We start from the raw sequence: 22,424 nt of genomic DNA on the forward strand, positions 1-22,424 counted from the left end.
CAAGTCATTACTAACTGCCTTCGTTGAATCTTTTTTCCTGACACCGCAATCGCGTGTCGCTGTTGCCGTGTCAGTGGAGGCGCATTATAGGGACTTCTCGGCGGCTGACAAGTGCTAAATACAAAATAATTTCCAAGCGTTCAAAAACACACCAAAAAATAGCATTTGGCGCGTTTCCCATACAAAATTTGAATGTAATGTGAGCTTAAGACCTAAAAAAAGGGACATTCATTAGCAAATGCCCCCGTAGATGACTTACCAGCTCACATTATTCTTGCCGTGCGGCTATCTGTTCGCCTTCAATATCTAATGTGATCGGTTTACCGGGTATCAATTTCCCTCCCAGTATCTGCTGAGCGAGTGGGTTCTCTATCAGTTGCTGTATTGCTCTTTTAAGCGGACGTGCGCCGTAAACAGGATCAAACCCGACTTCTCCTAACATATCTAAAGCAGCGTTCGTTATCGTGACGCTATATCCCCGCTCTTCAAGGCGTTTGTACAGTCTTTGGAGCTGAATTTGTGCGATAGACGTAATATGTGCCCTTCCCAATGGATGGAACACCACGACCTCATCGATACGGTTGATAAACTCGGGGCGGAAGCTGTGGCTAACAACTTCAAGCACCATGTCTCTCATTTCGGTATAGCTGCGCTCACCAAAGCGTTCCTGAATAAGATCAGATCCCAAGTTTGACGTCATGATGACGACAGTATTACGGAAATCAACTGTTCTCCCCTGCCCATCAGTAAGACGGCCATCATCCAATACTTGAAGCAAGATATTGAAGACATCCGGGTGTGCTTTTTCGATCTCATCCAGCAAGATGACCGAATAAGGGCGACGACGGACCGCTTCCGTCAGATATCCCCCTTCTTCATAACCGACATATCCAGGAGGCGCCCCGACCAAACGTGAAACCGAATGTTTCTCCATAAACTCGGACATATCGATGCGCACCATGGCGTCATCACTGTCAAATAGGAACGTCGCCAGCGTTTTGCACAACTCTGTTTTCCCAACGCCTGTTGGCCCTAGGAATAGGAACGAACCAATAGGACGATTCGGGTCGGATAGTCCTGCCCGACTACGACGGATAGAATTCGCAACGGCTTCTACGGCTTCGTTCTGCCCGATCACCCGCTGGTGCAGTTCATCTTCCATTCGCAATAATTTTTCTTTCTCGCTTTCCAACATGCGGGAAACAGGAATTCCAGTCCAACGAGCCAGCACGTCAGCAATTTCAGCGTCAGTAACTCGATTACGCAGCAAATGAACCGTTTTACCTTCTTGCTGCGTTGCTGCCGCCAGCTGTTTTTCTAGCTCAGGGATTTTGCCGTATTGCAGCTCAGACATTCTCCCCAAGTCTCCCTGACGTCGAGCCTGCTCTAGCGCAATTTTCGCCTGTTCTAAAGACGCTTTAATGTTCTGCGTCCCCGTGAGCGATGCTTTTTCTGCTTTCCACTCTTCATCTTGTTGGGAATATTCACGCTCTTTTTGGTCAAGCTCCGCACTCAGCAATTCAAGTCGTTTCAGGCTAGCTTCATCGGATTCTTTTTTCAGCGCCTGTTGCTCCAGCTTTAACTGAATGATTCGGCGCTCAAGCCGATCGAGAGGCTCTGGTTTCGAATCAATTTGAATACGAATACTGGATGCCGCCTCATCAATCAGATCAATCGCTTTATCCGGCAATTGACGATCCGCGATATAGCGATGGGATAACATTGCCGCCGCAACAATTGCCGGGTCAGTGATTTGTACATGATGGTGCAATTCATAGCGTTCTTTCAGCCCGCGCAGAATCGCAATGGTGTCTTCAACGGTCGGTTCCGCGACAAACACCTTCTGAAAACGACGCTCAAGAGCGGCGTCCTTTTCAATATATTGCCGATACTCATCCAGCGTCGTCGCGCCGACACAATGCAGCTCACCACGAGCCAGCGCGGGTTTTAGCATATTGCCGGCATCCATCGCGCCATCGGCTTTGCCTGCCCCCACCATCGTATGGAGTTCATCAATAAACAGAATGACATTACCTTCCTGTTTAGACAGATCGTTGAGCACACCTTTCAGACGTTCTTCAAACTCACCGCGATATTTCGCACCAGCCACCAGCGCGCCCATATCCAGAGAAAGTACGCGCTTGTTTTTCAGGCCTTCGGGCACTTCACCATTAACGATACGTTGAGCTAACCCTTCCACTATCGCGGTTTTACCCACGCCAGGCTCGCCGATTAATACCGGATTATTTTTGGTGCGACGCTGTAGAACCTGAATAGTACGGCGAATCTCTTCATCACGTCCGATAACCGGGTCGAGCTTGCCTTGTTCTGCACGTTCAGTGAGATCAATCGTGAATTTTTTTAATGCCTGGCGCTGATCTTCAGCCCCCTGATCGTTCACTTGATCCCCTCCTCTCACTTGATCGATGGCGTTTGTTATACCTTGCTGCGTGACGCCCGCCTTTTTCAATATATCCCCCAGCGTGCCACGAGACTCCAAAGCAGCAAGCACGAAAAGTTCTGAGGAAATAAAGGTATCACCGCGCTTTTGCGCAAGTTTGTCGCACATATTCAATACGCGGACTAACTCGTTCGAAGGTTGGACATCACCATCAGTGCCTTCAACCTGAGGCAAACGCGTGATTGCCTGATCGATTTCGGTTTTCAGGTGATTAAGATTGGCTCCGGCAACAGTCAGAAGTGGACCAACCGTTCCACCATCCTGGTGAAGCAAAGCACTCATCAAATGGAGTGGTTCAATAAATTGGTGGTCGCGCCCAAGGGCAAGAGACTGGGCATCAGCAAGAGCAAGTTGGAATTTGTTGGTAAGACGATCCAGACGCATAACACCTCCCGTACACTGGTCAAAATTGCTACTGGAGATTAAATGAGGTCATCCCTCAAAAATTTCAAGGTTATTTTGCCAGTCGTGACGGGATTTAAACGTTACTTATCCTGGATCGTCTTAATTCAATAGGTTATATCAGCCAGATTAAACTTGCCATACGGCCAGTCACGTCATCACGCCGATAAGAGAAAAATTTGCGAGGCTCGCTCACAGTACAGGTATTTCCGCCAAAAATTTGCGTTACCCCTGCCGCGCGTAAACGCAAACTTGCCAGTTGGTAAATATCGGCAAAAAATTTGTTTCCTTCAGGCCTAAATGCAGAGGCCGCCGACACATCATGCTGAATAAATGCGTCCCTAACATCAGGGCCGACTTCAAAGGCATCAGGCCCGATAGCAGGCCCCAGCCATGCCATAATTTGCGCAGGTTTCGTTCGGAAACAGGCTAACGTTTCTTCCAGTACACCCGCGTGCAATCCCCGCCAGCCAGCATGTGCAGCAGCGACTTCGTCGCCGTTTACTGCACAAAAAAGCACGGGCAAACAGTCAGCCGTCATCACCGCACAAACCTGGCCTTTCTTATCCGTATAAGCCGCATCACCGCAAACGGCCGATGGCAAAGCCTCACCAATACGAATCACATCGGTGCCATGAACCTGTTCCAACCAGTGAGGCATAGCAGGAAGACCCGCTATTTCCACCAGCGCTTGCCGATTTGTAGTAACGTGTTCGGGGTCATCCCCCACATGATTCCCTAGATTCAGCGAATCATAAGGTGCCACACTACGCCCGCCAATACGCGTTGTGCTGCAAGATTTCACACTTTCTGGCACAGGCCAGTCAGGGTATATCAGCATAGTCTGTCACCTCTATAATCAGTCAGCACTTATCGTATTGAATGCATTACCAGTAGAGTTGGTCCTGAAACGCCGCAGTATCGGCTTTCAGCGCATCAATCAAATCGACCATATCCTGTGGCAGCGCCGCATGCCATTCCATTTGGATTCCGGTAATAGGATGGTAGAAGCGCAACATGGTGGCGTGCAGTGCCTGACGATCAAACCCGCGCAGCACCTCAATGAAATCATCCGATGCGCCTTTTGGCGGACGCGGACGGCCACCGTATAGCTGATCGCCAACCAATGGATGATCAATGTGCGACATATGCACACGAATCTGATGGGTGCGCCCCGTTTCCAGACGCAACCGCAAACGGGTATGCGCACGGAAATGTTCCATGATGCGATAGTGTGTCACGGCAGGCTTGCCCATCGGGTGCACCGCCATGTGAGTACGTTTAGTTGCATGGCGGGCGATAGGTTGATCGACCATACCACCAGCCGTCATCGAACCAATCGCAACGGCTTCATATTCGCGAGTAATTTCACGCGCCTGTAGCGCCTCAACTAAACGCGTCTGTGCTGGTACGGTTTTCGCAACCACCATGAGTCCAGTCGTATCTTTATCAAGCCGATGCACAATCCCTGCGCGCGGCACATCGACAATCTCAGGATAATGATGTAACAAGGCATTCAATACCGTGCCATCTGGGTTACCCGCACCAGGGTGAACCACCAGATCTCTGGGTTTGTTAATAACCAGAATATCCTGATCTTCGTACACGATATCTAACTTGATATCCTGCGCTTCCCAGCGCGCTTCTTCTTCAATCAATGCATCAATGGCTACCGATTCGCCGCCAAGTACTTTCTCTTTTGGCTTATTGATGACATTGCCGTTAATCTGTACCCGGTTCTCAAGAATCCACTCTTTTATGCGGGATCGTGAATAATCAGGGAACAATTCGGCCAAAGCCTGATCTAAACGTTGTCCGAGTTGAGACTCGGCCACCGTTGCGGTGAGTTGTACTTGTTGTGCCATATTATGCAGCTTCTTCGTTAACGTTGGGTTTTGACGGCGACGCCGTTTAAAATAATGTACTATTGTAGCTGGTCTAAATCGGGAGCTTCACGGACAGCCTCCCGGAATAACATTCTGAGGATAATCAAAACGTCATGACGCGTATGAAATATCTGGTGGCTGCCGCCACGTTGAGCCTGGCGCTGGCTGGTTGCTCCAGCAATTCCAAAGATGCGGTTCCTGATAGTCCGCCATCTGAAATCTATGCCAATGCCCAACAAAAATTGCAGGACGGCAACTTTAAAGCAGCCATCACGCAGTTGGAAGCACTGGATAACCGGTATCCCTTTGGCCCCTATTCGCAGCAAGTACAGTTGGATTTGATCTACGCCTACTACAAATCCGCAGAGTTGCCATTGGCACAAGCTTCTATTGACCGCTTCCTGCGGCTCAACCCGACTCATCCAAACGTGGATTATGTCCTATACATGCGCGGCCTGACCGACATGGCATTGGATGATAGTGCGTTACAAGGCTTCTTCGGGGTCGATCGTTCTGATCGCGACCCGCAGTATGCCCACACCGCATTCCGGGATTTCAGCAAGCTCATTCAGGGATATCCGAACAGCCAATACGCCACCGACGCAAACAAACGGCTGGTGTACCTCAAAGAGCGTTTGGCCAAGTATGAACTTTCTGTCGCGCAATACTACACGAAACGCGGTGCTTATGTGGCAGTAGTTAATCGCGTTGAGCAAATGCTGCGTGATTACCCGGATACCCAAGCAACAAAAAATGCGCTACCGTTGATGGAAAACGCCTACCGTGAACTGCAACTGGCCGCACAGGCAGATAAAGTTGCAAAAGTCATCTCGGCTAATCCGGCATAAACGATAAGTGGCATCCCATAATAAGACGGCGACTTCGGTTGCCGTTTTTTATGGTTCAATAAGTCCGTTATACTTCAATGAGCAGAAAAAACAGGGTTGGAGGGAATCAAAAATAGCGCGGTAACCTCAATACATCCTATCAATAATGGCATAGGCCAGATGTCCCCTCAAGTACTTCCCTTCTATTCCCAATGGTGCTTCACAAATCGCGTTTTCTTGACAAAAAGTGACGAAAAAAAGCGATCAATATCACGCTTTTTGCCACAACTCACTGTATGCTGAAATTATCCAAGACGGACATAGGCAGAGAGGTAAGTTTATATGACTATTAATATTACCAGTAAGCAAATGGATATCACCCCCGCAATTCGTCAACATGTCGAAGACCGTCTTTCTAAGCTGGACAAGTGGCAAACCCAGTTGATCAACCCGCATATCATTCTGTCAAAAGAACCACAGGGTTTTGTGGCCGATGCCACTATCAGTACGCCAAATGGCCCGCTGGTTGCCAGCGCCAAACATGATGATATGTATGCCGCTATTAATGAGCTGATCACCAAGCTTGAACGCCAGTTGGACAAACTCCAACATAAAGGTGAAGCCAGGCGTGCGGTAGCAGGCGTCAAAGAAGCCAATTTACAGCCAACTCAAGAAGAGTAAATTTTGTTTCTCTTTATCTCAATATAACGCGCCTAAGGGCGCGTTTTCGCATACTACATAGCATTATATTGCGTCCTAAAGCACCAATGTCATACCTGGTTTAACGTTGCGCTCGGCGATTTTGTATTGACAGGATGAAAAGCCAACAGTTACCTTACCTGTTCAGAAACTGAATATCTTCCTGACTAACCGAGTAAACATGATCAACAAACTGTTCTTCTTCGTATTCTTTTTCACCTTCCCCTGATTTGGGAGGCGATTCGTCGTAAGAGCAATAATACGAAGACGAACAAAAAAGCCTCCTGACCAGGAGGCTTTTTTTATATAAGAACATAAGACAGGTAACCAGCATCATGACAGACAACCCATTACTGGCACTGCGAGAACGCATCAGCGCATTGGATCTGCAATTAATTGATTTGTTGGCACAAAGACGGGAACTAGCACTAGACGTTGCCCGCAGCAAGTTACATTCGCATCGCCCAATTCGTGATAAGGAGCGTGAACGTGATTTGCTGGACAAGCTGACAGCCGTTGGGAAAAAGCACCATCTTGATGGTCACTACATTACCCGCTTATTTCAGCTCATCATTGAAGATTCGGTACTGACGCAGCAGGCGCTCTTACAGCATCACCTCAATCAAACAACGGCACACTCTGCACGCATTGCGTTCCTTGGCCCGAAAGGTTCATACTCCCATCTCGCCGCACGCCAATACGCCGCACGACACTTCGAGCAACTGGTTGAGTGTGGTTGCCAGAAATTTCAAGACATCTTTAACATGGTGGAAACAGGGCAAGCCGACTATGCCGTCCTACCGATTGAAAACACCAGCTCCGGTTCGATCAACGACGTTTACGACCTGCTGCAACACACCGGGTTATCCATCGTCGGCGAATTAACCAACCCGATAAATCACTGCGTCTTGGTCTCCACTAAGACGTCTCTGGAACAAATTGAAACGGTTTATAGCCATTCTCAGCCGTTCCAGCAGTGCAGCCACTTCATCAATCGTTTTCCGCATTGGAAGATTGAATATTGTGAGAGTACTGCAGCGGCGATGGAGAAAGTCGCGGCGCTTAACTCACCAAAAGCAGCAGCACTCGGCAGCGAAGCTGGTGGCCAGCTTTATCAGCTACAGGTACTGGAACATAATCTTGCAAACCAATCGCAAAATATCACGCGCTTCATTGTATTAGCACGTAAACCCATTGATGTAACGGAGCAAGTGCCTGCAAAAACCACGCTGATTATGGCGACGGGTCAACAATCCGGTGCACTGGTAGAAGCCCTATTGGTATTGCGCGATAACGGTATTGTGATGACCAAATTGGAGTCCAGACCAATCAACGGCAACCCGTGGGAAGAGATGTTCTATCTTGATGTGCAGGCTAATTTGCGCGGCGATGCTATGCAGAAAGCACTAAAAGGATTAGCCCTCATTACCCGCTCGCTAAAAGTATTGGGCTGCTACCCTAGTGAAAACGTCGTACCGGTCGATGTGAACGAATAATTGAAAAAGCCATCCTGGTTACTCGCCCGGATGGCTTCTCGAACACCATTTAACTATCACACAGCTCAAGCGTACTTATTGGCGCATATCGTTTGCCTGGCGTAAAAGCACCCGGCTTTCTGCCTGAAAACGTTTGGCATAGTCGCCAAACCAGTGTTCGACCTTCTTGAAGCTACTGATAAATTCCGCTTTATCTGCCTGCTCCAGTAACTCAATCGCTTCGCCAAAACGTTTGTAGTAGCGCTTAATCAGCGCCAGATTATCCTCTGAAGACATGATAATGTCGGCATACAGCTGTGGGTCCTGTGCAAACAACCGCCCGACCATAATCAATTCCAGACGATAGATCGGGGATGACAGCGCTAATAACTGTTCAAGCTGCACATTTTCTTCCGCTAAATGCAGGCCATAGGCGAATGTTGCAAAGTGACGCAGCGCCTGAATAAACATCATGTTCTGATCGTGTTCGATCGCACTAATGCGATGCAGACGTGCACCCCATACCTGAATCTGTTCCAGCAACCACTGGTAAGCTTCTGGCTGGCGGCCATCGCAATAAACAACAACCTGCTTGGCAAGGCTACCGCTATCTGGCCCGAACATGGGGTGCAGGCCGAGTACCGGACCACTATGCGCCGCCAGCATCGCCTGAAGCGGGCCATTTTTTACCGATGCCAGATCAACCAAAATACAGTCATCCGGCAAGGCAGGCAGACGCGCAATAACCTGTTCAGTAACGTGAATCGGCACGCTGACAATCACCATACCGGCATCAGACAACAGCTCATCAGCACGCGGCCAGTCATCTTGCTCCAGAATCCTCACTTGATATCCTGAAAGCACCAGCATTTTCTCGAACAGATTGCCCATTTGGCCACGGCCGCCAATGATGACGACTGGGCGCAACTGCGGACACAGCGTTTTAAAGCCTTTGTCGTTCTCGCTGGAATAGGATTCACGCATGGTGCGCCGCAAGATATCTTCAATGAGATCCGGCGGAACCCCCATCGACGCTGCCTCTTTGCGACGTGAGCTGAGCATGGCCGCTTCACGATCGGGCGCATAAATGGGTAAACCATAGCGACTTTTAACTTCCCCCACTTCCGCCACCAAACGCAACCGACGTGATAACAGCGCGACAAGCTCCTTATCTACTTCATCAATCTGATCACGTAATGCGGTCAGTTCAGCTACCATATCTTGTTACTCTCCTGAATGTTTCACACGCGCGGCACTCAGATCTTGATGAACGGAACGCAGCAACGTTTCTGTACTTTCCCAACTGATACAGGCATCCGTGACCGATACACCGTAGCGCATATCTGAACGCGGTTGTTCTGAAGACTGGCTCCCCTCGTTAAGGTGGCTTTCCAGCATCAGTCCTATAATGGAATGATTTCCCGCCTTGATTTGTTCAATTGCAGATTCAACAACAAGTGGCTGACGGCGGTAGTCTTTATTCGAATTGCCATGGCTACAATCTATCATCAGCGCGGGTCTCAGTCCCGCTTCCTGCATCTGTTTTTCACATTCGGCGACATCCTGCGCACTGTAGTTTGGCTTTTTACCACCACGCAGAATCACATGACCATCAACGTTCCCCTGCGTTTGTAGCAAACAAACCTGCCCTGTTTGATTAATACCGACGAAACGATGTGGCATTGCAGCGGCTCTCATCGCATTGATCGCCGTTCCCAGACTACCATCCGTTCCGTTTTTGAACCCGACAGGCATTGACAGGCCAGAAGCCATCTCGCGGTGTGTTTGAGATTCCGTCGTACGTGCACCGATAGCTGACCAGCTAAATAGATCGCCCAGATACTGCGGGCTGTTCGGGTCAAGCGCTTCTGTCGCCAGCGGCAGTCCCATATTCACCAGCTCTAGCAGCAACCCGCGAGCAATGTGCAGTCCCGCTTCAACATCAAATGAGCCATCCATGAACGGATCGTTGATAAGCCCTTTCCAACCCACGGTTGTGCGGGGTTTTTCAAAATAAACACGCATCACGATGTAGAGGCGATCGCTTAACTCCGCAGCAAGCGACTGTAAGCGGCGTGCATATTCCAACGCAGCATCCGTGTCATGAATCGAGCAAGGACCGCAGACAACCAGCAACCGATCATCGCGACAATGAATGATATCCGCAATGGTTGATCTCGCCTGCGCAATGTCGCGCTGTTCCGCATCGTTCAGTGGAAACTTGGCTTTCAATTCATCGGGAGTAATCAAAATCTGTTCTGCACTGATGTTAATGTTGTTGAGTGAATCTTTCTGCATGATCCCATTCCTGAAAAGTTTGGTCTGTTCGCGATTGCCTGGACAACCTGCGTATGATGTTTACACCATAACACGAACCGTAAAGATTTCAATCCACTCAGTGTAAATAAAAAATTACCACTCTAAATATTGCCAGAAAAATGATATCTGCATGCTCTCTCACTTCCCGACGTAACCATACCTATCTTCAGCGTGAATAATGATAGAATCACGCCAACAAGGGGGAAGGATGCTGAAAGCCATAATCATCGATGACGAACAACTGGCACGTGAAGAGCTCAGCCTGCTACTGGAAAACGAGTCTGATATCACCATCATTGCACAATGTAGCAATGCACTGGAGGCCATACCAGTCATTCACCGACTGCAGCCGGATGTGATTTTTCTGGATATACAGATGCCAAAAATCAGCGGGTTAGAGCTGGTTGCCATGCTAGACCCAGAAAATATGCCTTACGTCGTCTTTGTGACAGCCTATGACGAGTATGCGGTGAGGGCATTTGAAGAACATGCTTTTGACTATTTACTTAAACCGCTGGATGCACAGCGATTAAGCAAAACACTAAACCGCTTACGTCGCGGTACAAGTGTAAACAAAAACGTACAATTAATTTCAGAACCCTTGCTTCGCCATATTCCTTGTCACGGACATAATCGTATTTTTTTGCTCAAAATTGAGGAAGTCGAGTATCTTTGTTCGGAGCTCAGCGGCGTACACGTAGTGGGCGTTAGCCAATCGGGCTATACCCAACTTTCCCTGAAGACACTAGAAGAAAAAACGCCTTTCGTCCGCTGCCATCGTCAATATATGGTTAACACAGAGCAACTGAAAGAAATCCAGTTAATGGAGAATGGCGCAGCAGAAGTGCTGACACATACGGGAAAGCACATCCCCGTAAGCCGACGCTATCTCAAGTTGCTGAAAGAAAAGCTCGGTATCCTCTGACACCGTGTTCATTCCGGCCGATGGCCACAAATATTGAAGGTTTGATGATGAAATACAGTTATGTCTTGGCTGTAATTCTTTTAATGACAGCATGCCAAAGCAATATACCGTCGCTACCGGCTAAAAGTGAGTCAGGGTTTTGGTACGAAGCAGGTTATCAGGATGCCATCTCTGGCGTGGTCGTAAAGGACGATAGTACCTTACAAGAATGGTTTGGCGATCCACAAATCGATCGTGAAACCTATCTGCACGGTTATCAGGCCGGGCAATCGGCTTTTTGCCGAGCAGACGCTATGGAAGAATGGGGGAAAGCTGGAAAAAATTTTCCCGCTAGCTGTGATGGCGTAGAGTCTGCGGAAACACTGCGAGCTCGCTGGCAACAGCACACACACTAACTTTCCTTATGAAAACAATATGATGGCACATGCTCATCAGTGAGTTAGCTGGAAAAAGCTATGGTTCATCGTATCTGGTAACAATTCCACTCACTTTTGTACTCGCACAGAAATACGTCAGACACACCTCCCCCCTATTATCACCGCATAAAATAATCACATCAAGTTATCAAAAATCTGATGCCAGGATAACGAAAGATCATAGCGTATTGATGGTTAATCGATTGTTTCTGATAGCGACTGATATTATGGAGTGCTCACATGTCCGGTCCAAGCAAGCCTCATAACCCGTCTCTGAATAACAGCCCAAGACTTTTATCACACGATGCCTCAGCAAGGGAAAGCCATGATGAACGAGTCGCGGTGGTAAAGAAAAAAATCCTCGAGTCCGGCGATCACCCAGAAATTACCGTAGAGGAGCAACTGGTGCTTCTGGATGCCTTTTCCCATCTTGAGTTAGGCCAATTCTTACTGAAACACCATGGGTTAAATGCATACTGGACACATAATGTGATAGCACATCGGCCAGCTCGCTATGTTAATCCACTCGAAGAAATTATCTACACGCAGTTACCCAGCATTTTGGCAACACGTGAACGATTCGGTATTTTTCAACGTCTACTTCAAGAGCTCTTGCGCCCCAACGCCGTCATGGTCTCCGTCCCCTGTGGGGTCATGGCTGATTTATTGCTGCTGGACTATACGCAGCACCGAGATGTGAAATTAATCGGGATCGATCTGGATAAACACGCCCTGGAAGAAGCTTATAAACTTGCCAGCCAGCAAGGATTAGAAAACCAAATGTCACTGGTTCTTGCTGATGCTTGGACAATTGATTTAGCAGCACAAGCCGATGTGATCACCAGCAATGGGCTTAATGTTTATGAACAAGATGATGATAAAGTCACCGAACTTTACCGTGTGTTCTACTCTGGGCTGAAGCCAGGCGGAACACTGATAACCAGCTTTATGACGCCGCCCCCCACGCAGTCACAAGACTCCCCATGGATAAACACCGCTCCAAAATTGCTAGCGCTTCAATATATCCTTTTCTCACGCATCATTGGCGCAACTTGGACAGCATTTCGCACCCATAAACAAACACAGTCGCAATTAGAGCAGGCCGGATTTACAGATATTCAGTTTATTAACGATCACATGCATATGTACCCAACAACCATCGCTAAAAAACCGTTGTGAGCAGAGTAGAAAATTGGTGTCAACGCGATATTTTGATCGTCATTGCCGATCAATATTAGAAAATTGATCTGTATAAACGTTTATAAAATAGCCATATCTGATGTCATCATGGTACTGAAATTCAAACAATAATGATGGCACCAGGGAAAACTACGCCCACCGCTTTGGTGGGCTTTTTACGACTAAAATTGTCTTCACCTTAGCGCTGGCTTTAAATAAAACACTATTATCAAAAAGAGATGGTAACTACACGGCTGTCCTCAGTCGCCGCCGCCAAGCACAAAAAAAGGGGTTTAGCCTTTGGCTAACCCCCTCATTCATAACAACTTTCGGATGTTGCGAAAGCGCTATCTTAGTTAAGACGCTCTTTGATACGAGCAGACTTACCAGTACGCTCACGCAGGTAGTACAGTTTGGCTTTACGCACGGCACCACGACGTTTAACAGCAATGCTGTCAACAACCGGAGAGTGAGTCTGGAATACACGCTCCACGCCTTCGCCGTTAGAAATTTTGCGAACAGTGAATGCAGAATGCAGACCGCGGTTACGAATAGCGATAACCACGCCCTCGAATGCCTGCAGACGTTTTTTGCTGCCTTCAACAACCCATACCTTCACTTCTACGGTATCACCCGGACGAAATGCAGGTACGTCCTGCTTCATTTGTTCGTCTTCGATTTGCTTAATAATGTTGCTCATAATATGTCTCTTACCCTAGGTAAACTGATAGTTGGGTTCGCCAGGTCAAACCGGCGTAACCACCTAATACTCTCGTTGCTCAGACTGATACTCACGTTGGAATTCAGCCAGCAACCTTGTTTGCTCGTCAGTCAGAGCTAGGCTTTTCAGAAGTTCAGGTCTTCTAAGCCAGGTTCGGCCCAGCGACTGCTTCAATCGCCAGCGACGTATTTCTGCATGGTTGCCAGACAGTAACACTGCCGGAACGTCCATGCTTTCCAGTATTTCAGGGCGAGTGAAATGAGGACAATCCAACAATCCATCAGCAAAAGAATCTTCTTCTGCTGAAGCCTGATGCCCCAGAACGCCCGGTATAAAGCGGGCAACGGAGTCAATCAGGGTCATCGCTGGCAGTTCCCCACCGCTGAGCACGTAATCCCCTATCGACCATTCTTCATCGATCTCGGTTTTAATTACGCGTTCATCAATCCCTTCGTACCGTCCACAGACCAGAATCATCTTCTGGTTCGTAGCGAGTTGACGTACGCCTTGCTGATCTAATTTACGGCCCTGAGGTGATAAATAAATCACTCTCGCGCCTTCGCCTGCCGCTGCTTTTGCTGCGTGGATCGCATCCCGTAAAGGTTGCACCATCATCAGCATTCCGGGGCCACCGCCATAAGGTCGGTCATCCACGGTGCGATGCCGATCGTAAGTGAAATCACGAGGACTCCAATACTGTACGTTCAGCAGGCCATTTTTAACTGCCCGGCCAGTGACTCCGTAATCAGTAATTGCCCGGAACATCTCTGGAAACAGGCTAATCACCCCAATCCACATAGTCTCGTTCCGCTGGGTACTACTGGTCGATTCAGAGTTCAAAAACCCGGGTCCCAATCTACTTCAATAGTTTGAGCAGAAAGGTCGACGCGCTTAACAACCTGTTCAGTGAGGAACGGAACCAGCCGCTCCTTAACCCCGAAGGCATCTTTCAGGTTTGCCTTTATCACCATCACATCGTTCGAGCCAGTTTCCATCATATCGATGATTTTACCCAACTCATAACCGGTTATGGTCACGACCTGACAGCCAATAAGATCCTTCCAGTAATAATCACCTTCGCCCAGCTCGGGCAGTTGTGACGAATCTACGACAATTTCACAATTAGTCAGTAAATTAGCCGCATCACGGTCATCAGCACCTTTCACTTTGATGATCAGATCCTGATTGTGATACTTCCAGCCTTCAATTTCGATAAGCTGCCAACCGCTTTTACTCTGGGTGAACCAAGGTTGATAATCAAAAATGCTCTCGGCATCTTCGGTGGATGAAAACACTCTGAGCCAACCTCGGATGCCATAAGCCGACCCAATTTTCCCCATCACAATCGGGTTAACGGGAGGTTTTGGACTGAGTTGATTGCTCATTATCACCACCGCAACAGATTATGCTGCTTTTTTAGCATCTTTGATCAGCGAAGATACGCGATCAGACACAGTTGCACCCAGACCAAGCCAATGCTCGATACGGTCCAGATCCAGGCGCAGGGCTTCTGCTTGACCAGATGCGATTGGGTTGAAGAAACCTACGCGCTCGATGAAACGACCATCACGCGCATTGCGGCTATCGGTCACGACTACTTGATAGAAGGGGCGTTTTTTCGCGCCGCCACGTGCCAAACGAATTGTTACCATAACATCCTCTTTAGTGAATAAAACAACTGGGCCCCATCGAGGAACGGAGCCCAGTATGTCATATAAAAAGCTCGAAAATTTTACTCATTTTGGCGCAAAAAGCAATCTAAAGCGTGTAATCTCGCCAAGAGTTTCTCTACACCAACGATTTTGGTGATCAACGCCCCGGGAATCCAGGTGGCATCATCCCTTTCATACCGCGCATCATTTTCGCCAGACCGCCGTTTTTCATCTTCTTCATCATGCGTTGCATATCATCGAATTGTTTCAGAAGGCGGTTCACATCCTGCACCTGCATGCCTGAACCCTGTGCGATACGACGTTTGCGCGATCCTTTGATAATCTCAGGTTTAGCACGCTCCTGACGCGTCATCGAATTAATGATCGCCTCCATACGCACCAGCACCTTGTCATCCATTTGTGACTTAACATTATCAGGCAGTTGACCCATGCCAGGCATTTTACTCATCATGCTCGCCATGCCGCCCATATTGCGCATTTGCTTAAGCTGATCCAGGAAATCGGTCAAATCGAAACCGTCGCCCTTCTTCAACTTATTGGCAAGCTTCTCTGCTTGTGTACGGTCAACCTTGCTTTCAATATCTTCAATCAGCGAAAGCACATCGCCCATACCAAGAATGCGCGATGCGACACGATCCGGGTAGAATGGTTCCAACGCTTCGGTTTTTTCACCAACGCCAAGAAATTTAATCGGCTTGCCAGTAATATGGCGGATAGACAACGCCGCGCCACCACGGGCATCACCATCAATTTTGGTGAGGATAACCCCAGTCAGCGGCAGTGCTTCATTAAAGGCTTTCGCCGTATTCGCCGCATCCTGACCCGTCATGGCATCGACGACAAACAGCGTTTCAACTGGCTTAATCGCCGCATGAACCTGCTTGATTTCGTCCATCATCGCGTCATCGACGTGGAGACGACCGGCGGTATCGACCAACAGGACATCGTAGAACTTCAGCTTAGCGTGTTGTAACGCACGTTCTACGATAGCAAGCGGCTTCTCTTGCGCATCTGATGGGAAGAAATCGACACCCACCTGCTGTGCCAGCGTTTCCAACTGTTTAATCGCCGCAGGGCGATACACGTCAGCAGACACCACCAGCACTTTTTTCTTTTGTTTTTCGCGCAGGAATTTACCCAGCTTGCCCACGCTGGTCGTTTTACCCGCACCTTGCAGACCCGCCATCAAAACCACTGCCGGCGGCTGAGCAACAAGATTCAGCTCGGCGTTGATTTCGCCCATTGCACTGACAAGTTCGTTTTTAACAATCTTGACGAACTCTTGGCCCGGCGTCAGGCTTTTGTTGACCTCATGCCCAACAGCACGTTCTTTTACACGATTGATAAAATCACGCACCACGGGTAATGCGACGTCGGCTTCCAGCAGTGCCATACGTACTTCACGCAGCGTTTCTTTAATGTTTTCTTCAGTCAACCGCCCGCGGCCGCTGATATTGCGCAATGTGCGCGAGAGTCGATCGGTTAAATTTTCAAACATATCTCATGCTCAACGTAAGACAGGCCGCAGCGCGACACGAATGGAAGGATTATACACAAAAGCGGCAACGATCTCAGCGCTGCTGACGGAGAACTGTTGGTGACCACGGCGACTAACGCTATACTAATTCTCTATTTTACCTAGTTGATATTTAATAACCTATTTGCATGTCTGTTTTCGCTATTGTGGCGCTTGTCGCCTACACACTCAGCCTCGGACTGATTATCCCCAGTCTGCTGCGCAAGAACAGTGCATATCGTCGGCTGGCAATACTCTCGGCCAGCGCTGCGCTACTCTGTCATGCGGTGGCGCTCTATCAACGCATTTTTGATGTTCAGGTGGGGCAAAATCTTAGCCTGCTGAATATCGGTTCGCTGGTCAGCCTCATCATCTGTACCGTTATGACGATTGTCGCAGCACGCGATCGCGGCTGGTTTATCCTCCCTATTGTCTACACCTTTGCGCTGATCAATCTGGCCTTCGCCAGCTTCATGCCGAGTGAATTTATTACACATCTCGAAGCGTCTCCGGGTTTGATGATCCATATCGGCCTGGCGCTTTTTTCTTATGCAACTTTGCTGATTGCAGCACTTTATGCGCTCCAGCTTGCCTGGCTTGATTATCTGCTTAAGAACAAGAAGCTAGGGTTTGCCGCTGATATGCCACCGCTGATGGGCATTGAGCGTAAGATGTTTCACATCACGCAGATTGGCGTCATCCTGCTCACGCTAACGCTTTGTACTGGCTTGTTCTATATGGATGACCTGATCGATAACAAAGAGAACCTGCACAAGGCCGTATTCTCCCTGTTTGCCTGGTTCATCTATATTCTGCTGCTCTGGGGGCATTACCATGAGGGATGGCGAGGTCGGCGCGTCGTCTGGTTCAGCCTGCTCGGTGCGCTGATGCTAACGCTTTCCTACTTTGGCAGCCGGGTTATACAGCACTTTCTCGCGGTCTGACACATTCACGAGCACAAAAAAAGAGAGCCAACATTCGGCTCTCTTTTTTATCTGCACATATCCAACAAGCTAGATATGTAGCTCAGCCAGTTTATCTTTTGGCAGCGCCAGATCGTCATTTTGGTTGATACCAATATCGTGATCCACGATGTGCTGAGCAATCTCCTGCGCTTCCTTCAGTGAGTGCATCTCATAGGTACCACACTGAAATTCGTTCAGCTCAGGAATTTTACGCTGGTCAGTCACTTTCAGAACGTCCGACATCGCCGCTTTCCAGGAATCAGCAACGCGTTGCTCGTCCGGCGTACCAATCAGGCTCATGTAGAAACCCGTACGGCATCCCATCGGAGAAATATCGATAATTTCAACACCATCACCGTTTAAATGATCGCGCATAAAGCCAGCAAACAGGTGCTCTAGCGTATGGATACCGCGCTCTGGCATGACTTCGATGTTCGGACGACAGAAGCGCAGGTCAAATACCGTGATATTGTCGCCATGAGGGGTTTTCATGGTTTTAGCGACCCGAACTGCGGGTGCGGCCATACGGGTATGGTCAACGGTAAAGCTGTCTAGTAACGGCATAATGCCACCTCCTCATAGAAAAAATTCATTTTTTCTCGTTTCCGAGAACTTTTCCTTTTTATGCGAGTCTGACTTACTGAAAGACGCGCATTTATTATCATCATCCCTATTAGAGATGTTTATTTGGCCACAGTATCTGTGGCCTTTTCTTTTTAATGCGTCGCCAGATAGTCGTCAAAACTCATCGTATCTTCAGACTCAATCTGACGTTGACGCTGCCAGGAGTTCTCGCTCGCAGCAGCCAATTGTTCTTCCGTCAACACTTGCAGCGGCTCGCAGCTGAGCATTTTGCGGTATTCTTCCGCTAAATTCAGTCCCACGCTACCATTGCCTTCTTGCTTCATCAACGCTAATAGTCGACCAGAGAACGTCGTTTCCGGATCGTCAAAACCAACAAGCAGTTCATCGCATACCTGCTGATAGTGCGGTTGATTGTTTTCCGCATCCAGCACTTCCGCAACGCGACGTAAATCCGCAAACAGAGATTTTCCCACCTCAGCAATTGGCTGCTGGATGGTTTCACACCGCATACCCACCGTTTGCCCTGGTTTACGCCCTTCCAGAATCACTCGGTTCCAGTTTTTACGCGTACACAGTAGCTCATCCGCACTCATTTCCGGCGCATCCGCCAACGCACACCAGATCAGGAATAAATCCAGGAAACGCACCTGACTTTCACTCACTCCGGTCGGAGAGAACGGGTTGATATCCAGCGAGCGGACTTCGATATATTCAATTCCGCCACGCAGCAGAGCATCTGATGGCGTTTCCCCCGCACGCGTCACACGCTTCGGACGAATCGGTGCATAGAGCTCGTTTTCAATCTGCAAGACGTTCGTATTCAATTGTAGATAACGACCATCCTTCATCATACCAACCTGAGCATATTCGTCAGATGGCATTTTTATCGCACGTTTTAATGCCGCGACATAGGTATCCAGATCGTTAAACGTAATCCCCAGATTGCTCTGTGATTTATTGGTATAGCCTAAATCACTGAGCCGTAGAGAAGTGGCATAAGGCAGATAAAGCATGCCTTTTTCCGTTCGCTCAAACGGCAGTGCGGTTTCTCTCCCTTTCAAGAAAGAAGAACAGATCGCCGGAGAAGCCCCGAACAGATAAGGGATCACCCAACCAAAGCGATAATAATTGCGAATCAGTCTGAAGTATCCCGCGGATATGGCTTTTTTACCGTTTTCTGCATCAGCCACACCCTCTCGCGCCTGCCAGAATGACAGCGGGAGGGAGAAGTTATAATGCACGCCGGAAATAGTCTGCATCAACTCGCCATAGCGGTTTTTCAGCCCTTCACGATAAAGCGTTTTGAAGCGCCCAACATTTGATGAGCCATACTGCGCCAGCTCGATATTTTGCTCGCTGTCGATAAAGCACGGCATACTCAATGGCCACATCCGCTCATCAGCCAGATTGCGGGAAACATGACGATGAATATCGCGTAGAAACGTCAGCAGGTGATCGACATCGCCATCAACTGGCGTAATAAACTCCAACAGCGCTTCTGCAAAGTCTGTCGTAATCCACGGGTGCGCCAACGCCGAACCCAATATTTCAGGGTGCCCTGTCGTAGCAAGATGTCCATTTGCTGTTACGCGCAATGTTTCGCGTTCAATTCCACGCTGAATACCCTTCACTGCCAGTGGGTGCTCTTCCAGCCAAGAAAGTGCTTCTGAAATGTCCGGGATCAAATCGACCTCCCGTTGTTAAAATGTAATGGTTGTAAGCATAATTGAAACCCAGCAGCACTCACCAGTTCGCATTACGTTCTGGTTAAGACCACCACGCCATACCCTGTAACGTTATACCTGCCAATACGGTATACCGCAGCGCTTTTCCAATACCGATGAAAACCGCCGATTGCATCCAGGGCATCCGTAGCCAACCCGCTAACACGCACAATAAATCGCCTACTACCGGCACCCAGCTAAATAACAGCGCAGCACAGCCATAACGCTGTAACCAGCGCATAGCCACCGTATACCCAGCTTGTTGTTTTGGCTGAGGGAGTAAGCGCCCTATAAAAATATTTGTTAACCCGCCCAGCGTATTGCCTACCGTTGCCACAACGATCAACAGGTAGGGTTTTGCACTATCAGCAAGCAATAATGCCACTAGCAGTACTTCCGAACTACTGGGCAACAGTGTTGCACTGAGCAGGCTGCTCCAGAAAAGAGAAAAAACGGCCCAGAACTCACTCACAATGTACGAACGTCAACCACGGCCATGTTAGCGCGCTTAGCCGCTTCAATACCGTAGTCTGCATCTTCAAACACAATACATTGTTCCGGTGCGACAGAAATCAATGCTGCACAACGCAAAAAGGTATCGGGAAAAGGCTTATGCTGAATAACATCATCTGCCCCGACGATCGCATCAAAATAATCATACAACCCCAAATGCGTTAGCAATTTATCCGCCATACCATGCGTGCTACCCGTGCCGACCGCCATAGGACGACGCCCGCGATAATGCTTAACCACATCAATCAGCGGCAGGGGTTTTACTGTATCCAGTAGCATTTCCTCAACAACAGCCGTTTTTTCCGCCGCCAGTTGGTGAGGATCAATATCAGCCTGATGGCTGTCGATAATACGCTGTGCAATACGCCAGGTGGGCGAGCCGTTCAATGCAGTCATGGCACTGGCATCATATCTCATACCATATCGGGCAAGCACTTGATCCCACGCTTTATGATGCGTTGGTTCGGTATCAAGCAGGGTGCCATCCATATCAAAGATCAGCCCTTGATAGCGATCGTACATCATGACTCCATGATCACTGAAAAGAGAGCTTACTTTATCGTAAAGTGAAAACGTTGTCGCTTACTCAATAAACTTATAAAAAACAAGTTATTACACCATAGTAATAAGACAACCTTCATTTACGCTTCAGCTTAATTTCAATATATAGACAGGGGAGAGGTAAGAATTAACACACGGGAGTGATGAGAAAAATATCATTCTGATATCAGTAGAACTGAAAGCTATGTCGCTGTCGCGCTAAAAGTATAGTAGGGAGAGGTTGCTAAAACAGAAATGGAGCATCGGAGAAAATCATCTGGCTTGCTTAGTACTTCGAATCGTTGCTAAAGGAAGATTACTTTACGCTTATCGATTAACACTAAGACTAGAACTTTATTTACATTAGAATATGGTGCATCCGGGAGGATTCGAACCTCCGACCGCTCGGTTCGTAGCCGAGTACTCTATCCAGCTGAGCTACGGATGCAGAGTGTGGTACAGAAATAGGGAATTGAACGAGATACTTAAGAATGGTGCATCCGGGAGGATTACTCGGCTTCGCCTTGCCCTACGGGCCGTTGTTAAAGCAACGTTTCCCTCCCTTGTACTTATAGGCCACATGGGCCGATTATAAGAACAAGATAACAACCTTACCCATATCAAAATATGGTGCATCCGGGAGGATTCGAACCTCCGACCGCTCGGTTCGTAGCCGAGTACTCTATCCAGCTGAGCTACGGATGCATTAATAATTCTTTATCTACGACAAAACTTGCTTTTATTAATATTACTTGCCTTGCAAAGGCAGTATTTAATGGTGCATCCGGGAGGATTCGAACCTCCGACCGCTCGGTTCGTAGCCGAGTACTCTATCCAGCTGAGCTACGGATGCAGATTAAATGGCGGTGAGGGAGGGATTCGAACCCTCGATGCAGCTTTTGACCGCATACTCCCTTAGCAGGGGAGCGCCTTCAGCCTCTCGGCCACCTCACCTTACATTACCTGTTTGCGACTAAGAACTTCTTATTAGTGCTCACCGGTACTGCGTGGCGCACATATTACTTTCCCAGACTTATAAGTCAAACAATTTTTCCCACCTTACGTTCGTTTGAACAATTCGCATCCAAGGCGCGCATTTTCACAACAAAAAGCCTGTTTTATCGACAGAAAAACAGGCGGTTACCTTGCAAAAGGAAACACACAATAAAAATAGACGCATCGATAAATGTGTGGAAGAAAAGCGGAAAGTGGCAATTGCGTCCCGCAAACACGAGACGCATTGTCAATCAATATGACGTCGGTTGAGATTTTTCGGCCTGAATACGCTGATAGATCTCTTCACGGTGGACAGAAACCTCTTTAGGTGCATTAACACCAATACGTACCTGGTTGCCTTTCACTCCTAAAACGGTAACCGTTACCTCATCGCCAATCATGAGGGTTTCGCCAACTCGACGAGTCAAAATAAGCATTCTTTGCTCCTTGAAAGATTATAAAGAGTCGGGTCTCTCTGTCTCCCCGCCATTATCCATCATGTGCTGTGAAAACGTAAACCTAGCCGATGGTATAACCACCCCATCACACTTCGGCTCGTTACTACTTGTTAGTTTAGTCGATATCAGTAGCTTGTGCTTTTG

22 protein-coding genes, 4 tRNA genes and 1 other annotated feature are annotated in these 22,424 nt (G+C 48.4%); of the genes, 7 read left to right on the plus strand and 19 right to left on the minus strand.

Features of this window, described 5'->3' with window-relative positions; all coding sequences use genetic code 11:
• Window positions 1-268: 268 nt before the first annotated feature.
• The 3 genes from clpB to rluD form a co-directional block, all read right to left on the minus strand.
• Entirely contained in the window at window positions 269-2,845 is a 2,577-nt protein-coding gene (clpB, locus tag AACH44_RS15045; RefSeq protein WP_261850079.1) for an ATP-dependent chaperone ClpB, read from the minus strand.
• Window positions 2,846-2,978: 133 nt separating this feature from the next.
• Window positions 2,979-3,704: a purine nucleoside phosphorylase YfiH gene (yfiH, locus tag AACH44_RS15050; protein WP_261850078.1), complete on the minus strand. Its 726-nt coding sequence runs from the start codon at window positions 3,702-3,704 to the stop codon at window positions 2,979-2,981.
• Window positions 3,705-3,750: 46 nt separating this feature from the next.
• On the minus strand, window positions 3,751-4,728 hold the full coding sequence (rluD, locus tag AACH44_RS15055) for a 23S rRNA pseudouridine(1911/1915/1917) synthase RluD (protein ID WP_261850077.1): 978 nt from the start codon (window positions 4,726-4,728) through the stop codon (window positions 3,751-3,753).
• A 134-nt stretch (window positions 4,729-4,862) separates the two neighbouring features.
• On the opposite strand from rluD, the gene bamD reads away from it, so the two are divergent.
• From bamD to pheA, 3 genes are all read left to right on the plus strand, one after another.
• Window positions 4,863-5,597 carry an outer membrane protein assembly factor BamD gene (bamD, locus tag AACH44_RS15060; protein ID WP_261850076.1) on the plus strand — a complete coding sequence of 245 codons (735 nt, stop codon included), beginning with the start codon at window positions 4,863-4,865 and terminating at the stop codon, window positions 5,595-5,597.
• Between the two features lie 321 nt (window positions 5,598-5,918).
• Window positions 5,919-6,257: a ribosome-associated translation inhibitor RaiA gene (gene raiA, locus AACH44_RS15065; protein ID WP_005970349.1), complete on the plus strand. Its 339-nt coding sequence runs from the start codon at window positions 5,919-5,921 to the stop codon at window positions 6,255-6,257.
• Window positions 6,258-6,455: 198 nt separating this feature from the next.
• Window positions 6,456-6,581: a sequence feature (Phe leader region), on the plus strand.
• A 29-nt stretch (window positions 6,582-6,610) separates the two neighbouring features.
• Window positions 6,611-7,771 (plus strand): bifunctional chorismate mutase/prephenate dehydratase, encoded by a 1,161-nt coding sequence (gene pheA / locus AACH44_RS15070; protein WP_261850075.1) that lies wholly within the window; start codon window positions 6,611-6,613, stop codon window positions 7,769-7,771.
• Between the two features lie 75 nt (window positions 7,772-7,846).
• Here pheA and tyrA read toward each other — a convergent pair whose 3' ends face one another.
• Together tyrA and AACH44_RS15080 are read right to left on the minus strand one after the other, a co-directional pair.
• Window positions 7,847-8,968: a bifunctional chorismate mutase/prephenate dehydrogenase gene (gene tyrA / locus AACH44_RS15075; RefSeq protein ID WP_261850074.1), complete on the minus strand. Its 1,122-nt coding sequence runs from the start codon at window positions 8,966-8,968 to the stop codon at window positions 7,847-7,849.
• A 6-nt stretch (window positions 8,969-8,974) separates the two neighbouring features.
• Entirely contained in the window at window positions 8,975-10,048 is a 1,074-nt protein-coding gene (locus AACH44_RS15080) for a 3-deoxy-7-phosphoheptulonate synthase (protein WP_261850073.1), read from the minus strand.
• 229 nt (window positions 10,049-10,277) lie between these two features.
• On the opposite strand from AACH44_RS15080, the gene btsR reads away from it, so the two are divergent.
• From btsR to AACH44_RS15095, 3 genes are all read left to right on the plus strand, one after another.
• A complete protein-coding gene (gene btsR / locus AACH44_RS15085; protein WP_261850072.1) occupies window positions 10,278-10,994 on the plus strand; it encodes a two-component system response regulator BtsR in 717 nt (238 codons plus the stop codon).
• Between the two features lie 83 nt (window positions 10,995-11,077).
• Window positions 11,078-11,389 carry a DUF2799 domain-containing protein gene (locus tag AACH44_RS15090; protein ID WP_425606589.1) on the plus strand — a complete coding sequence of 104 codons (312 nt, stop codon included), beginning with the start codon at window positions 11,078-11,080 and terminating at the stop codon, window positions 11,387-11,389.
• A gap of 261 nt (window positions 11,390-11,650) precedes the next feature.
• A complete protein-coding gene (locus AACH44_RS15095) occupies window positions 11,651-12,589 on the plus strand; it encodes a class I SAM-dependent methyltransferase (RefSeq protein WP_261850071.1) in 939 nt (312 codons plus the stop codon).
• A 352-nt stretch (window positions 12,590-12,941) separates the two neighbouring features.
• On the opposite strand, the gene rplS is transcribed toward AACH44_RS15095, so the two are convergent.
• The 5 genes from rplS to ffh form a co-directional block, all read right to left on the minus strand.
• Window positions 12,942-13,289, minus strand: coding sequence for a 50S ribosomal protein L19 (gene rplS / locus AACH44_RS15100; protein WP_010285987.1), 348 nt, complete (start codon window positions 13,287-13,289; stop codon window positions 12,942-12,944).
• Window positions 13,290-13,352: 63 nt separating this feature from the next.
• Complete coding sequence (gene trmD / locus AACH44_RS15105; RefSeq protein WP_261850070.1) at window positions 13,353-14,108, minus strand: tRNA (guanosine(37)-N1)-methyltransferase TrmD; 756 nt, start codon at window positions 14,106-14,108, stop codon at window positions 13,353-13,355.
• Window positions 14,109-14,146: 38 nt separating this feature from the next.
• Window positions 14,147-14,695, minus strand: coding sequence for a ribosome maturation factor RimM (rimM, locus tag AACH44_RS15110; RefSeq protein WP_261850069.1), 549 nt, complete (start codon window positions 14,693-14,695; stop codon window positions 14,147-14,149).
• An 18-nt stretch (window positions 14,696-14,713) separates the two neighbouring features.
• Complete coding sequence (gene rpsP, locus AACH44_RS15115; protein ID WP_010285998.1) at window positions 14,714-14,962, minus strand: 30S ribosomal protein S16; 249 nt, start codon at window positions 14,960-14,962, stop codon at window positions 14,714-14,716.
• Between the two features lie 157 nt (window positions 14,963-15,119).
• Window positions 15,120-16,481 carry a signal recognition particle protein gene (gene ffh / locus AACH44_RS15120; RefSeq protein WP_261850068.1) on the minus strand — a complete coding sequence of 454 codons (1,362 nt, stop codon included), beginning with the start codon at window positions 16,479-16,481 and terminating at the stop codon, window positions 15,120-15,122.
• 167 nt (window positions 16,482-16,648) lie between these two features.
• Between ffh and AACH44_RS15125 the strand changes: the two genes are divergently transcribed.
• On the plus strand, window positions 16,649-17,443 hold the full coding sequence (locus tag AACH44_RS15125; RefSeq protein ID WP_261850067.1) for a cytochrome C assembly family protein: 795 nt from the start codon (window positions 16,649-16,651) through the stop codon (window positions 17,441-17,443).
• Between the two features lie 69 nt (window positions 17,444-17,512).
• Here AACH44_RS15125 and luxS read toward each other — a convergent pair whose 3' ends face one another.
• The 9 genes from luxS to csrA all read right to left on the minus strand — a co-directional run bounded on the left by luxS (window position 17,513) and on the right by csrA (window position 22,259).
• Window positions 17,513-18,028, minus strand: coding sequence for an S-ribosylhomocysteine lyase (luxS, locus tag AACH44_RS15130; RefSeq protein WP_129709879.1), 516 nt, complete (start codon window positions 18,026-18,028; stop codon window positions 17,513-17,515).
• 152 nt (window positions 18,029-18,180) lie between these two features.
• Window positions 18,181-19,734 carry a glutamate--cysteine ligase gene (gene gshA / locus AACH44_RS15135; RefSeq protein ID WP_338659311.1) on the minus strand — a complete coding sequence of 518 codons (1,554 nt, stop codon included), beginning with the start codon at window positions 19,732-19,734 and terminating at the stop codon, window positions 18,181-18,183.
• A gap of 82 nt (window positions 19,735-19,816) precedes the next feature.
• Complete coding sequence (locus AACH44_RS15140; protein ID WP_261850065.1) at window positions 19,817-20,245, minus strand: YqaA family protein; 429 nt, start codon at window positions 20,243-20,245, stop codon at window positions 19,817-19,819.
• A complete protein-coding gene (gene yqaB / locus AACH44_RS15145) occupies window positions 20,242-20,808 on the minus strand; it encodes a fructose-1-phosphate/6-phosphogluconate phosphatase (protein ID WP_261850080.1) in 567 nt (188 codons plus the stop codon). The genes AACH44_RS15140 and yqaB overlap by 4 nt, the downstream gene beginning before the upstream one ends.
• Window positions 20,809-21,197: 389 nt before the next feature.
• A tRNA-Arg gene (locus AACH44_RS15150) sits at window positions 21,198-21,274 on the minus strand.
• Between the two features lie 180 nt (window positions 21,275-21,454).
• Window positions 21,455-21,531 (minus strand) — tRNA-Arg (locus AACH44_RS15155).
• A gap of 71 nt (window positions 21,532-21,602) precedes the next feature.
• A tRNA-Arg gene (locus AACH44_RS15160) sits at window positions 21,603-21,679 on the minus strand.
• 8 nt (window positions 21,680-21,687) lie between these two features.
• Window positions 21,688-21,780 (minus strand) — tRNA-Ser (locus AACH44_RS15165).
• A gap of 293 nt (window positions 21,781-22,073) precedes the next feature.
• A complete protein-coding gene (gene csrA, locus AACH44_RS15170; RefSeq protein ID WP_005972168.1) occupies window positions 22,074-22,259 on the minus strand; it encodes a carbon storage regulator CsrA in 186 nt (61 codons plus the stop codon).
• Window positions 22,260-22,424 lie beyond the last annotated feature (165 nt).

The sequence above is a fragment of the Pectobacterium araliae genome (assembly GCF_037076465.1).
Classification (GTDB): domain Bacteria; phylum Pseudomonadota; class Gammaproteobacteria; order Enterobacterales; family Enterobacteriaceae; genus Pectobacterium; species Pectobacterium araliae.

Excerpts from the sequence above, each read along its gene's own strand:
- yfiH (WP_261850078.1), bottom strand. The coding sequence starts at position 3,704 with ATGCTGATATACCCTGACTGGCCTGTGCCAGAAAGTGTGAAATCTTGC.
- AACH44_RS15095 (WP_261850071.1), top strand. The coding sequence starts at position 11,651 with ATGTCCGGTCCAAGCAAGCCTCATAACCCGTCTCTGAATAACAGCCCA.
- bamD (WP_261850076.1), top strand. The coding sequence starts at position 4,863 with ATGACGCGTATGAAATATCTGGTGGCTGCCGCCACGTTGAGCCTGGCG.
- rplS (WP_010285987.1), bottom strand. The coding sequence starts at position 13,289 with ATGAGCAACATTATTAAGCAAATCGAAGACGAACAAATGAAGCAGGAC.
- ffh (WP_261850068.1), bottom strand. The coding sequence starts at position 16,481 with ATGTTTGAAAATTTAACCGATCGACTCTCGCGCACATTGCGCAATATC.
- trmD (WP_261850070.1), bottom strand. The coding sequence starts at position 14,108 with ATGTGGATTGGGGTGATTAGCCTGTTTCCAGAGATGTTCCGGGCAATT.
- btsR (WP_261850072.1), top strand. The coding sequence starts at position 10,278 with ATGCTGAAAGCCATAATCATCGATGACGAACAACTGGCACGTGAAGAG.
- AACH44_RS15080 (WP_261850073.1), bottom strand. The coding sequence starts at position 10,048 with ATGCAGAAAGATTCACTCAACAACATTAACATCAGTGCAGAACAGATT.
- csrA (WP_005972168.1), bottom strand. The coding sequence starts at position 22,259 with ATGCTTATTTTGACTCGTCGAGTTGGCGAAACCCTCATGATTGGCGAT.
- clpB (WP_261850079.1), bottom strand. The coding sequence starts at position 2,845 with ATGCGTCTGGATCGTCTTACCAACAAATTCCAACTTGCTCTTGCTGAT.
- pheA (WP_261850075.1), top strand. The coding sequence starts at position 6,611 with ATGACAGACAACCCATTACTGGCACTGCGAGAACGCATCAGCGCATTG.
- rluD (WP_261850077.1), bottom strand. The coding sequence starts at position 4,728 with ATGGCACAACAAGTACAACTCACCGCAACGGTGGCCGAGTCTCAACTC.
- rpsP (WP_010285998.1), bottom strand. The coding sequence starts at position 14,962 with ATGGTAACAATTCGTTTGGCACGTGGCGGCGCGAAAAAACGCCCCTTC.
- AACH44_RS15125 (WP_261850067.1), top strand. The coding sequence starts at position 16,649 with ATGTCTGTTTTCGCTATTGTGGCGCTTGTCGCCTACACACTCAGCCTC.
- AACH44_RS15090 (WP_425606589.1), top strand. The coding sequence starts at position 11,078 with ATGACAGCATGCCAAAGCAATATACCGTCGCTACCGGCTAAAAGTGAG.
- tyrA (WP_261850074.1), bottom strand. The coding sequence starts at position 8,968 with ATGGTAGCTGAACTGACCGCATTACGTGATCAGATTGATGAAGTAGAT.
- rimM (WP_261850069.1), bottom strand. The coding sequence starts at position 14,695 with ATGAGCAATCAACTCAGTCCAAAACCTCCCGTTAACCCGATTGTGATG.
- raiA (WP_005970349.1), top strand. The coding sequence starts at position 5,919 with ATGACTATTAATATTACCAGTAAGCAAATGGATATCACCCCCGCAATT.
- yqaB (WP_261850080.1), bottom strand. The coding sequence starts at position 20,808 with ATGTACGATCGCTATCAAGGGCTGATCTTTGATATGGATGGCACCCTG.
- luxS (WP_129709879.1), bottom strand. The coding sequence starts at position 18,028 with ATGCCGTTACTAGACAGCTTTACCGTTGACCATACCCGTATGGCCGCA.